The sequence below is a fragment of the Nocardia sp. CA-128927 genome (assembly GCF_050955855.1).
In the GTDB taxonomy this organism is placed as follows: Bacteria; Actinomycetota; Actinomycetes; order Mycobacteriales; family Mycobacteriaceae; genus Nocardia.
This window is the reverse complement of sequence record NZ_CP192087.1, coordinates 926,433-938,950: the sequence shown is the minus strand read 5'-3', so window position 1 is coordinate 938,950 and position 12,518 is coordinate 926,433. Positions and strand designations below refer to the sequence as shown.

Below are 12,518 nucleotides of genomic sequence, written 5' to 3'. Positions count from 1 at the left end.
CATCATGGACCTTGCGGGTAAGACTGCGCTCGTAACGGGTGGCACACGCGGTATAGGTTTGGCTATAGCCCAAAGGCTTCTGGTCGCGGGGGCAAATGTCATGATCACTGGCCGGAACCGAAAGACTGGAATCTCGGCGCTCAAAGAATTGGATGCAGGCGAGCCTTCGGATTTCTATAATGGCGATGCATGCCGTCGTGACGAGGCCGAACTGGCGGTCCAAGAAACCGTGAGCCGATTCGGTGGGCTCGATATAGTAGTCAATAACGTCGGAGGTGCCGATGGCGCAGCTTTCGTAGCGCAAATGTCTGACGAACTATGGCATGAGACGCTGGCAATAAACCTCGACCCCACACTCTACACAACACGCAAAGCGCTCGAGTACCTGATGCCGCAGGGATCGGGGCGGATCATCAATATTTCCTCTATAGAAGGCAGGCTCGGCGATCCGGGCCTATCCGCCTACGCTGCGGCAAAACACGCGGTCATCGGCTTTACCCGGAGCCTCGCACGGGAAGTAGGCCCCCTCGGGATCACTGCCAACTGTGTCTGTCCGGGAATTACTTCCACGGACTGGATAATGGAGAAAGGCCCAGGGGCCGCCGCCGTAATCGGCACGGACCTCCAAGGTCTCATCCAATATTTCATCGCCCGCACTGCACTTGGCCGTATCACTCATCGCGAGGAGGTGGCAGCTGTCGTCCATATGTTGGCGTCGGATGCCGGGAGCGGAATAACCGGCGCCAACATCCCAGTGGACGGAGGAAGTACCATCATGTGAAGATAATGCCGACGGAATAAGTTAATCTGACCGGCCCTGTCACGCAACACTCCGAGCGCAGAATTCATATGTTGGAGGCAAGGAGGGAAGAAGGAATGCTGGCGTTACTCAATAATTCTGAGCGGAGTCGCATCGAACACGCCATCAAGGACACACCCCCCCCCGGAGGATTTCGCCAAATATCCGATGCACCACATCCATTCAGGGTACGATTATAGAGTTCGTGCACCAATACTTCGATCGCCACGGCGTGCGCTTTATTTTCACCTTCCTGGCAGGTCTAACAACAAAATAGGCGGCGGTAAAGAAATGGCGTGGGTTGCAAGCATGGATATATCACTGTCAATTTCACCGTGTACTCGCCGGATAAGACGGCCGGAAATCCTGCGATTTGTCGTAGATCCGGCCAACCGTGTCATGTCGCAGCCGGTCGTCTCGGTTGGCGAGGATTCGCCGTTCCGCCAACCCATTCTCCTCATATCACCGCACCGGATCCAATTCCCGTTGCACTCGGAGCTCGCCCGACGCCGACGTGGATCGAAGCATCAAGGCATGCGCCGAGGTTCGTGGCAGCTTCGGCGCGACTCCACCCCACCGTTCGATCTCGGCAGAGACAGGAGTTGATACTCGATGAAGCGTGTGATCCTCACTGCCGCTCTCGCGGCCAGCCTGGTGTTAGGCACAGCGTGCGCCAAGAATAACGACAAGTCACCGCACTTCACTATCGGCATCAAGTACGACCAGCCGGGTCTGTCCGTTATGGGGGCGGACGGAACGCCGCAGGGATTCGATGTTGACACCGCCATCTACATTGCGAAGAACCTCGGGGTGCAGCCTGCTGACATCATCTGGAAGGAGGCGCAGTCCGGCCGACGAGAGGAGCTCTTGAGCTCGGGCGCGGTCGATTTCGTCGTCGCGTCGTACTCGATTACTGCTTATCGCCAGAAGCAGGTGTCGTTCGCTGGGCCGTATCTGACGACCGGGCAGGATCTGATCGTGCGCCAGGACGAAGTCGGCATAGATCGCCCGGAGGCTCTCGGCGGCCGAACAGTCTGTACCGCAACGGGTTCCACGTCGGCGGATAAGATCAAGAAAGATTTCGCCAGCGACGCGAAACTGACCACCCGTGACACCTATTCCGCGTGTATCGACGACCTACTTGCCGGCACTGTCGACGCCGTGACCACCGACGACGTGATCCTTGCAGGCTTTGCCGCCGCGCATCCGGGTCGGCTGCGCGTAGTTGGCCACCCGTTCTCCCGTGAGCGGTACGGCGTCGGTGTCAAGAAGGGGAACGTCGATCTTCAAAGGCGGATCACGACGGCGATCCAGGCCATGATCGGCGACGGATCGTGGCAGCGCTCGATGGACGCCGCTATCAAACCGTCCGGTTACCAGTCGGCGCCGCCCCCGCCACTATTCAACGCCCCTGACGCTCCAATTGCCACCGGAGACTCGACGACCCTGAGCCCGGACCTGGTGAAGACCGCGAACGCGGTGGTCGATATGGCGACTGCGCAGAACTGGGAAAGTCTGCAGAAGCTTGTTTGCCCGGAGCTCCAAGATGCGGTGGGCCAGCAGATCACCCAGTACGCCCCGCAGTACGACAAGAATTTAGGTCCTGACGCCAAGGAAGTCAGCTTCATCATCTCGGTCACTGGCATCAGTCAAACCGGCCCGGATTCGGCCACCTTCTTAGCCCATGAGACATTCGACAATGTGCCCGAAAAGTACAAACATTACTTCAAGGATATCGACTACACCGCTAAGATGGTCCGCCGCGACGGCGAGTGGAAGATGTGCGGCCTAGCCTCCGACTTCGTCGAATCCTGATCTCTCGGACATCTCGTAGACCATGCCATTGTAGGGCGGCGACGAGGGAATCGCATCGGCGCGTACGAGGAATGAACGACACGTCCGCCCCGGCCAGCGACGGCCCGGGCGGACCGTTCGTCTCACCACGAGCCCGGGGTGACAGGGTCGTGTCGTCCTGGCGACGACGCTTGATATGGCCGCGGGTCGTGGCGGTGACCACTGTCTCCTCGAACTCCGCGGTGATGACCCAGGGAACCTGCCCCACGACACCACCCTGCGAACACCAGCCGACGCTCTGTCAAGGACAATGACATCCGTGCACTCTGTCGCCCAGAAGCAAGCAAGCCTACGGATCGGCCCCTACCCGGTCGATCCGCCAGTCGTGCTCGCCCCCATGGCAGGCATCACCAACCTCGCCTTCCGCCAACTCTGCCGCGAATTCGGCAGCCCCACCTCGATCTATGTCTGCGAGATGATCACCGCCCGAGCCATCGTGGGGCGTGACCCGAAGACGATGCACATGATGACCTTCGGCGAGAACGAGTACCCGCGCTCCGTACAGCTCTACGGCGTAGACCCGACCACGATGGCCGAAGCAGTCAAGATCATCGTAAGCGAAAATCTCGCCGACCACATCGATACGAACTATGGCTGCCCGGTGCCCAAGGTCACCCGGCTCGGCGGCGGTGCCGCACTGCCCTACAAGCGGGCGCTGTTCAGCCAGATCGTGCGGGCCATGGTGCACGCCGCCGAGCCGGCGGGCGTCCCGGTGACGGTGAAGTTCCGGATCGGCATCGACGACGAACACCTGACCTACCTGGACGCCGGACGCATCGCGGAAGCCGAAGGCGCGCAAGCGGTTGCGCTGCACGCCAGGACCGCCGCGCAGCGCTACTCCGGCCAGGCCGACTGGTCGGCCATCGCGCGACTCAAGGAAGCCGTCGGCACGATCCCGGTGCTCGGCAACGGCGATATCTTCTCCGCCGCCGACGCGGTCCGGATGATGGACGAGACCGGCTGCGACGGCGTCGTGGTCGGCCGCGGCTGTCTGGGCCGCCCGTGGCTGTTCGCCGAACTCCAGGCGGCGCTGCGCGGCGAGGCGCTGCCCGAGCCGCCGAACCTCGGCCGGGTCGGCGAGGTGCTCTATCGGCATGCCGCGCTGCTGGCCGAGCTCCTGGGCGAGGACAAGGCCATGCGCGACCTACGCAAGCACATGGCCTGGTACCTGATGGGCTTCCCGGTCGGCGCCGATCTGCGGCGCTCGTTCGCCATGGTGTCCAGACTCACCGAGCTGGAAGACCTTGTCGGACAGCTGGATCCGACGGCTCCGTTCCCCAGGGATGCCGAGGGTCCGCGCGGAAGACAAGGCTCCCCAGGCAAAGTCGCGTTGCCGCACGGTTGGCTGGACGACCCGCAGGACCCCTCGGTCCCGCACGGCGCCGACGTAATGCACAGCGGCGGCTGAGAAACCGAGCGCGCGCGGCCGGCTGATACCCAGGCGAAGCGACCGCAAATCGGGTATCCAAACCACACTGTGGCCAATTCGATTTCGCACTCAGGTGGCCCGCCGTGGCGGAATCGTTATCATTGCGGAATCGGTCATGCCGGTCGAGTACGGCCCAAGGCGGCGACGTAGACGAAAAGCGAGGTTCGTTGGTGGGTGACGATCGGCACGGGCGTTCGCCACGGCCCGGAGATCGCGCCCCGTGGGAGCGCTATCCCACGGAGGACAACACCGATCGAGACGACTCCCGGTCGTCCCGACGATCCCGTCACACCGATGCCACCGCCGACGCCGGCAACGCACCGCTGACCGTGCAGGATCTGGTGCAGAAGGTCGACAACGAGCGCACCGGCCGCCGCGGCCGACGCGCCGCGCAGGCACCCGAGACCGGCGCCGCGCCGAGCCGGGGCGGACGCCGCGGTGAATCCGCACCGGCCGACCCGCGGCCCGCCGAGCAACGGCGTCCGAACGACCAGCCGCGACGGCAAGGCGACCAGCCGCGCCAGCCCGACCCCGCCGCCCGCCGCCAAGGTGACGCGCCGCGTCAACCGGACCCGGCGGCCCGCCGCCAGGGCGATCCGGCCGCTCGACGCCAAGCCGCGCCCGCCCGCCCCACCGAGCAGGCCCCCAGACGCCCCGCCGACGGCCCACCGGCGCGCACGGCAGGTTCACCGGTCGTCCAGGACATCGCGGGCGCACCGGCGGCACGCACCCCTAGTCGACGCGGCCCGGCCGAGGAGAGCCGCAAGGCCACCCCACCGGCCCGGGCGAAGCAGGAAACGGCCGAAGAGGTCACCGACATCCTGCCGCCGCTCGCCGAGACCACCCGCGCCAAGCGCAAGAAGACCGAGTGGCCGACCAACGACGAAAGCGGTGCCGCACAACCCAAGTCCGTCGGTGCCGCGCCACTGTCCCGCCTGGCCGCCAGCAAACAGCGCCGCAACAAGCGGCTGCGCCTCGCGGGCCGCAGCGCCCTGGCGATGTTCGCGGTGCTCTGCCTGCTCACCACCGGCGGTGGCTGGAGCTACCTGCGGACCACCGGCAACAACTTCACCCAGATCTCCGCGATCGTCGACAACAACGATGACGTCGTCGACTCGGACGCGCAGCTGGGCGACGAGAACTATCTGCTCGTCGGCACCGACACCCGCGCGGGCGTGAACAGTCAGGTCGGCGCGGGCACGCTGGACGACGCCGAGGGATCCCGCGCGGACACCGTGATGCTGGTGAACATCCCGAAGAACCGTTCGCGGGTCGTGGTCGTCTCGTTCCCGCGCGACCTCGACGTCACCAGGCCGCAGTGCAACGGCTGGGACAACGACAAGGCCCAGTACACCAGCGAGACCTTCCCGTCGGCCATCGGCGACAAGCTCAACGCGGTCTACGCGCTCGGCGGACCCAAGTGCCTGTTCACCACGATCCAGCGGATGACCGGTAGCGCGATCAACCACTTCATCGCGGTCGACTTCGCGGGCTTCGAGGCCATGGTCGATCAGATCGGCGGCGTCGAGGTGTGCTCGCCGAAGCCGATCAATGACGAGATCCTCGGCACCGTGCTGGAGAACCCGGGCAAGCAGAAGGTCAACGGCGCGACCGCGCTCAATTACGTACGCGCACGCCATGTCTACGGCGAAGAGCGCAGCGACTACGACCGGATCAACCGGCAGCAACGCTTCATGGCCTCGCTATTACGTGGCGCGCTGTCCAGCAAGGTGCTCTTCGACCCCGGCAAGCTGAACGGCTTCATCAACGCGTTCACCAACCACACCTCGGTCGACCGGGTCACGCCCCAGGACCTGCTCACCCTCGGTCGCTCGCTGCAGAAGCTGGACGCGGGCACCGTCACCTTCCTGACCATCCCGACCGCGGGCACCACCTCCTACGGCAACGAGATCCCGCGCGAGCAGGACATCAAGGCGATCTTCAAGGCCGTCCGCGACGATCAGCCGCTGCCTGGCGAGAAGAAGATCACCCCCGCCCCCGGCTCCATCCCGTCGGCACCGCCCACCCCGCCCAAGCTGACCGCCGTCGATCCGAGCACGGTGTCGCTGCTGGTCTCCAATGGTTCGGGCACCTCGGGTCTGGCACAGCGGGCGGCGACCAAGCTCGGCAGCCAGGGCTTCGGCATCTTCAATATCGGCAACTACTCCGGCGGCAGCGAGGTCACCTCCAAGATCCGTTACGGGGCCGGGCAGGAGGCCGCCGCGGCCACGGTGGCCAGCTCGATCCCCGGCGCGCTGATGGAGTCGGCCAGCGATCTCGGCGGCATCGTCGAGGTCGTCATCGGCGGCGACTTCACCGGAACGGTGCGCGCGCCGACGCCGGTCGGCGATCCGATCTCGAACATGCCCACGATGGCGCCTGCGACGCCGGTCACCCTGCCGTCCGACCTGGAGCACGTCAACGCGGCGGACGAGACCTGCAAGTAACCGGCCACGCGACCTGCGGCAACACCGGCGCAAACGTTAAGCACCGGTCATTCACCCTCTGTTCGTGACTTGGTCAGCGCGGGGAACTAATGTCTGGTTTTATGCGTGTCATCTACAACGAGCAAATGGCCGATCTTGCCCACCTGCTGGGTGAGATGGCCGGTCTGGCTGGGTCGGCCATGGACCGGGCCACCCAGTCACTGCTCCAGGCCGACCTCGCTCTGGCAGAGCAGGTGATCACCGAGTCCGACCGAATCGCCGAGCTGATCCAGGACGCCGAGGAGCGGGCGTTCGCACTGCTCGCGCTGCAGGCACCGGTCGCCGGTGACCTCCGGCAGGTGGTGAGCGCGATCCAGATCGTGGCCGACGTCAACCGGATGGGCGCGCTCGCGCTGCACGTGGCCAAGGTGGCCCGGCGGCGCCACCCCAATCACGCGCTGCCCGAGGCGGTCAACGGCTACTTCGCCGAGATGGGCCGCATCGCGGTCAACATGGGCGCGGGCGCCAAAGAGGTACTGGAGACCCGTGATCCGGAGCGCGCCGCGCAGCTCAACGAGGACGACGAGGCGATGGACGATCTGCACCGTCACCTCTTCACGCTGCTGATGGACCGCGACTGGAAGTACGGCGTCGCCGCCGCCGTCGACGTCACCCTGCTCGGCCGCTACTACGAGCGCTTCGCCGACCACGCCGTCGAGATCGGCCGCCGCGTCATCTTCCTGGTCACCGGCGTCCTCCCCCCGGACCCCGACGTCGAAGCCTGAGTTACCCCGGGCCGCAGCTGATTTCGCGAGGGCACGGACCGTTCGTCCCTGCCGCTCCCGAAATCAGCTGCGGCACAGCATTGTCGAACATACGAAAAGGCCCGCACCCTGAGGTGCGGGCCTTTTCGCTTGTTGCTTAACCGAAGCGACCGGAGATGTAATCCTCCGTCGCCTTCTGGCCGGGGTTGGAGAAGATCTTCTCGGTGTCGTCGATCTCGATCAGCCGGCCCGGCTTGCCCTGGGCCTCCAGGTTGAAGAAGCCGGTCTGGTCACTCACCCGCGCAGCCTGCTGCATGTTGTGGGTGACGATGACGATGGTGAATTCCTTCTTCAGCTCGGTGATCAGGTCCTCGATCGCCAGCGTGGAGATCGGGTCCAGGGCCGAACAGGGCTCGTCCATCAGCAGCACGTCCGGGGACACCGCGATCGCGCGGGCGATGCACAGTCGCTGCTGCTGACCGCCGGACAGGCCGCCGCCCGGCTTGTCCAGGCGATCCTTGACCTCGTTCCAGAGGTTCGCGCCACGCAGCGAGCGCTCGGCGACCTCGTCGAGCTCCTTCTTGCTGCGCATGCCCTGCAGCTTCAGCCCGGCCACCACGTTGTCGCGAATCGACATGGTGGGGAACGGGTTCGGGCGCTGGAAGACCATGCCGATGGTGCGCCGCACGCCGACCGGGTCGACCTGCGAGCCGTAGATGTCCTCGCCGTCCAGCAGCACCGCGCCCTCGACGCGGGCGTTCGGCGTCACCTCGTGCATGCGGTTGAGCGACCGCAGCACGGTGGACTTACCGCAACCGGACGGGCCGATGAAGGCGGTGACACTGCGCGGCAGCACGGTCAGGTCCACGTCGGCGACCGCGTGGAACTTTGCGTAGAAGATGTTCAGGTCTTTGACGTCGATCCGCTTGGCCATCTGAGTTTCCTATCGATTCCGCGTGAGCAGCTTGTTGACGACCGCGGCCGCCGCGTACAGCAGCGCGATGAGCAGGATCAGCGTCAATGCCGCACCCCACACCCTGGCCCGGCCCGCAGGCTCCGGGTTCGCCAGCTCCTGGTAGATCAGCAGCGGCAGCGAGGCCATGTTGCCGTCGAAGAGATTGCCGTTGATCGACTTGCTGTAGCCGACCAGCACCAGCACCGGCGCCGTCTCACCCATGACGCGGGCGAGGGCGAGCAGGATGCCGCTGATCATGCCGGGCAGCGCGGTCGGCACCACGATCCGCGCGATGGTCTTCCACTTCGGGATGCCGAGCGCGTAGGAGGCCTCGCGCAGTTCGTCCGGCACCAGCTTCAGCATCTCCTCGGAGCTGCGCACCACCACCGGCAGCATCAGCAGCACCAAGGCCAGCGACACCGCGAACGCGCTCTGCGGTGCGCCGAGGGTGGCGATCCACAGCGCGAAGATGAACAGCGCCGCGACGATGGACGGCACACCCGCGAGGATGTCCACCATGAAGGTGGTGGTCTTGGCCAGCCAGCCGCGGCCGTACTCGACCAGGTAGACGGCCGCCATGATGCCGAGCGGCACCGCGATCACCGCGGCGACCGCCGACTGCACGATGGTGCCGTAGATGGCGTGGTACACACCGCCACCGGACTGATCGGGCAGGATGCCCTTCTGCGACTTCTGCCACCAGTCAAGGGAGACAACCGATTCGAAGCCCTTGCTCACCACCATGATGAGCACCCAGGCCAGCGGGACCAGCGCGATGGCGAAGCACAGCCAGACCACGCCGGTCGCGAGGTTGTTGCGGATCTTGCGGCTGGTGCTGACGTCACGGAACGTCGGCGCCTTGATCGGCTTGTCGAGCGTTGTCGAGGTCATCACCCGTTCACCCTTCCGCCCGCGGCGAGCCGCGCCAGCGCGTTGACGACGAAGGTCAGCGCGAACAACACGAAGCCGGCCGCGATGTAGGCGCCGGTCGGCAGCGGCGAACTGAATTCCGAAGCCGCGGAGGCGATCTTGGACGCGAACGTGTAGCCGCCGTCGAACACCGACCAGTGTCCGGCCTGGGCCGAGGTACGCAGCACGACCAGCACCGCGATGGTCTCACCGAGCGCGCGGCCGAGGCCGAGCATGGAGCCCGCGATCACACCGCTGCGCCCGTAGGGCAGCACCGTCATCCGCACCATCTCCCACTTCGTGGCACCCAGCGCGTGGGCCGCCTCGATGTGCGCGGGCGGGGTGAGGTTGAAGACCTCGCGGGACACCGAGGTGATGATCGGCAGGATCATCACCGCGAGCACGACGCCCGCGGTGAAGATGGTGCCGCCACCGGCGATCGAGACATTGCCGTCGGAGAAGAGGAAGAACCAGCCGAGCTTGTCGTTCAAGAACGTCTGGACCGGTTCGATCTGCGGCGCGAGCACCAGGAAGCCCCACAGGCCGAACACGATCGACGGCACCGCGGCAAGCAGGTCGACGAGCATCGCGAACGGCCGCGCCAGCACCTTCGGCGCGTAGTGGGTCAGGAAGAGCGCGATGCCGACACCGATCGGCACCGCGATCACCAGCGCGAAGATCGCGCTCAACACCGTCACCATGAACAGGTCACGGATGCCGAACCGCAGGTGGTCGGCGTTGGTGGTGTTGAACTCGGTGCTGGTGAAGAAGTTCGCGTCGTTCGCCATGACCGAGGGCACCGCGCGGATCAGCAGGAATAGTGCGATCAGCGCGATGGCGGCGACGATGGTCGCCCCCGAAGCCGTGGCAAGAGACCGGAAGACGGTCTCGGCCCGATTGTTATGGGCGGGGCGAGCCTTTTTGGCCGGCTCGGTGCCGGGTTCACTCGACATGGGGGCAATGTCTCCGGCCGCCCGCGGGCCCGTCGAATCCGACGAGCCTGCGGCGGTCACCTCAGGGTGCACGGTCATGGCTGCGGCGCTGCGATCAGGAGATGGCGTTGATGGCGGTGGTCAGGCGGGTCTTGAACTTGTCGGGGATCGGGACGTACCCGGCCTCGTCGAGACCCTTCTGGCCGTTGGTGGTCGCCGAGGTCAGGAACGCCTTGACCGCCTTGGCGACGTCGGCATCCTTGTACTTCGAGCAGACGATCTCGTAGGTGGGCAGGATGATCGGGTAGGCGCCCGCCTCGGTCGGCTTGTAGAACGAGCTGGTGTCGAGCACCAGGTCGTTGCCCTCGCCCTTGATCTTCGCGCTGTCGATGGCCTTGCCCGCGGACGCGGCGGTCAGCTTGACCGGGTCCTTGGAGGCCGAGGTGATGATCTGCGCGATGGACAGGTTCTGCGACTTGGCGAAGGACCACTCGTTGTAGGTGATCGAGTTCTTGGTGCTCTTGATGGCGGCCGAGGTGCCCTCGTTGCCCTTCGCACCCTCACCGACACCGCCGGCGAACGCCTTGCCCGCACCCTTGCCCCAGGCGCCGTCCGACGCCGCGTCCAGGTACAGCTGGAAGTTGTCGGTGGTGCCCGACTCGTCGCTGCGGAAGATCACCGCGATCTTGTCCGACGGCAGCTTCGCGCTCGGGTTGAGCGCCTTGATCTCCGGGGCGTCCCAGGTGGTGACGGCGCCGTTGAACACCTTGGCGGCGGTCGGGCCGTCGAGCACCAGGTCGGTCACGCCGTCGATGTTGTAGGTGACGGCGATCGGGCCGAACACGGTCGGCAGGTTCCAGGCCGGGGCGCCGCAGCGGTCCTGCGCCTTGGTGGTCTCGTCCTTCTTCGCGTTGAGCGGCGAGTCGGAGCCACCGAAATCGGTCTGGCCGCCGATGAACTCGTTGACGCCCGCGCCGGAGCCGCTGGAGGTGTAGTTCAGCGTGTTGCCGTCGCAGTTGGATTCGTAGGCGGCGACGAAGCGATCCATCGCGTTCTTCTGCGCCGAGGAACCGCTGGACTTCAGCGCCTTCTTGCCACCACAGGCGATGTCCGACTTGGCGGTGGTGCCGTTGCTGCTGGTCGTGTTGTCGTCACTGCCACACCCGACGAGGGTCATGGCACCAACGGCCAGCACACCAACGAGGGCGCTGCTGCGCTTGAGATTCACTAATTCCTCCGGAAAGGCGTCCTACTCGTCCGGTCCCTCACCTGGCCCGGACGGGTGATGTGGTGCTGTTCACGGGGAACTTGCGCACCAGGCAGCCGTGGGCTGCCCATCAATCAACGTAAAGTCACGTGGTTGACAGTTGGACCGACCTGAGTGAACGGCGAGTGAACAGGCAAGCGCGATTGGGGCGTTATGTGTGACATTAGCCCCAGTTTTACTCAGACGCCCCCGAGCAGGCCCCTGCTATTCAGCTGAGGCCGCCGAATAGGCGGCATCGATGTGTGCGGGAGCGAAGCCGAGCCGGGTGTAGGTGTGCACCGCCGCGGTGTTGTCGGCCTCGGTGTAGAGCAACACTTCGGCGAGATCGCGGTCGCGCAGATAGTGCAGGCCGACCAGGGTCAGCAGGCGGCCGAGTCCGCGGCCCTGCGCGGCCGGATCGATGCCGACGACGTAGACCTCGCCGACCGCCGGGCTCTCATCGTAATGCACCTTGGTCCAATGGAATCCGAGGACGCGGCCGGGTTCGGCGGTGTCGGTCGCGAGGAACAGGCCCTTCGGGTCGAACCACGGCTCGGCGCGACGCGCCTCGAGGTCACGTGCGGTCCAGCCGCCCTGCTCCGGATGCCAGGCGAACGCGGCGTTGTTCACCCGCAGCAATTCGGCGTCGTCGGCGGGGCCCGCGTAGGTACGAATCGTCACCCGGCCGCGCGCGGCAATCTCCGGTAGCTCAGGTGTTGCCAGCGGTCGGCGCATCTGCCACAGCTCGCGCGCGGTGAACAAGCCGAGTCGCGCCGAAACCGCCTTGGCGGCGGGCAGATTTCCGTGTGCCCAGACCCTGGTGCCCGGACCGCCCTCGGCGAGCGCGGCGGCGACCAAGCCGGTGCCGATACCCTGCCCGCGCGCGGGCGGATCGACCGCGACCTCGGCCATCGCCGGGTGTTCGCCATGGGCCGGAACGAGATTCGCGTAGCCGGTGATCACGTCGTCGCGCACGGCGATCAGGTGCCGCACCGCGGGGTCATCGCCCGCGCTCAACGACAGGACCGCCTGTTCGGAAATGGGGGCGACGCCGTCGGCGGCGACCGCGCGCTCGAGCAGTTGCCGGACGTCAGCGGCGGCGTCCGATGCCAGCCGCTCGGTCCACTGTGTTGCCACGCCGTTCATCGGGCTCCATTCCTCGCGCTCCGCGGCACCCCGAGTGGGATCCCTACCCGGACAACGT

General features: G+C 65.8%; 10 protein-coding genes. 5 read left to right on the top strand and 5 right to left on the bottom strand.

The window, feature by feature from the left end; all coding sequences use genetic code 11:
• The first annotated feature begins 4 nt into the window (after positions 1-4).
• The 5 genes from ACQPW1_RS04590 to phoU all read left to right on the top strand — a co-directional run bounded on the left by ACQPW1_RS04590 (position 5) and on the right by phoU (position 7,293).
• Positions 5-781, top strand: coding sequence for an SDR family NAD(P)-dependent oxidoreductase (locus ACQPW1_RS04590; RefSeq protein ID WP_433661521.1), 777 nt, complete (start codon positions 5-7; stop codon positions 779-781).
• A gap of 630 nt (positions 782-1,411) precedes the next feature.
• Positions 1,412-2,614 carry a glutamate ABC transporter substrate-binding protein gene (locus ACQPW1_RS04585; protein WP_433661520.1) on the top strand — a complete coding sequence of 401 codons (1,203 nt, stop codon included), beginning with the start codon at positions 1,412-1,414 and terminating at the stop codon, positions 2,612-2,614.
• A 289-nt stretch (positions 2,615-2,903) separates the two neighbouring features.
• Positions 2,904-4,061, top strand: coding sequence for a tRNA dihydrouridine synthase DusB (gene dusB / locus ACQPW1_RS04580; RefSeq protein ID WP_433661519.1), 1,158 nt, complete (start codon positions 2,904-2,906; stop codon positions 4,059-4,061).
• A 191-nt stretch (positions 4,062-4,252) separates the two neighbouring features.
• Positions 4,253-6,529 (top strand): LCP family protein, encoded by a 2,277-nt coding sequence (locus tag ACQPW1_RS04575; protein ID WP_433661518.1) that lies wholly within the window; start codon positions 4,253-4,255, stop codon positions 6,527-6,529.
• 101 nt (positions 6,530-6,630) lie between these two features.
• On the top strand, positions 6,631-7,293 hold the full coding sequence (gene phoU / locus ACQPW1_RS04570) for a phosphate signaling complex protein PhoU (protein WP_357379486.1): 663 nt from the start codon (positions 6,631-6,633) through the stop codon (positions 7,291-7,293).
• 136 nt (positions 7,294-7,429) lie between these two features.
• Here the strand turns inward: phoU and pstB are convergent, their stop codons facing one another.
• The 5 genes from pstB to mshD form a co-directional block, all read right to left on the bottom strand.
• Positions 7,430-8,206 (bottom strand): phosphate ABC transporter ATP-binding protein PstB, encoded by a 777-nt coding sequence (gene pstB / locus ACQPW1_RS04565; RefSeq protein ID WP_433661517.1) that lies wholly within the window; start codon positions 8,204-8,206, stop codon positions 7,430-7,432.
• Between the two features lie 9 nt (positions 8,207-8,215).
• On the bottom strand, positions 8,216-9,118 hold the full coding sequence (gene pstA / locus ACQPW1_RS04560) for a phosphate ABC transporter permease PstA (RefSeq protein WP_433661516.1): 903 nt from the start codon (positions 9,116-9,118) through the stop codon (positions 8,216-8,218).
• Positions 9,118-10,089, bottom strand: coding sequence for a phosphate ABC transporter permease subunit PstC (gene pstC, locus ACQPW1_RS04555; protein ID WP_433665141.1), 972 nt, complete (start codon positions 10,087-10,089; stop codon positions 9,118-9,120). Before pstC ends, pstA begins: the two co-directional genes overlap by 1 nt.
• Before the next feature lie 94 nt (positions 10,090-10,183).
• A complete protein-coding gene (gene pstS, locus ACQPW1_RS04550; protein ID WP_433661515.1) occupies positions 10,184-11,296 on the bottom strand; it encodes a phosphate ABC transporter substrate-binding protein PstS in 1,113 nt (370 codons plus the stop codon).
• Between the two features lie 243 nt (positions 11,297-11,539).
• Complete coding sequence (gene mshD, locus ACQPW1_RS04545) at positions 11,540-12,460, bottom strand: mycothiol synthase (protein WP_433661514.1); 921 nt, start codon at positions 12,458-12,460, stop codon at positions 11,540-11,542.
• Positions 12,461-12,518: the final 58 nt, after the last annotated feature.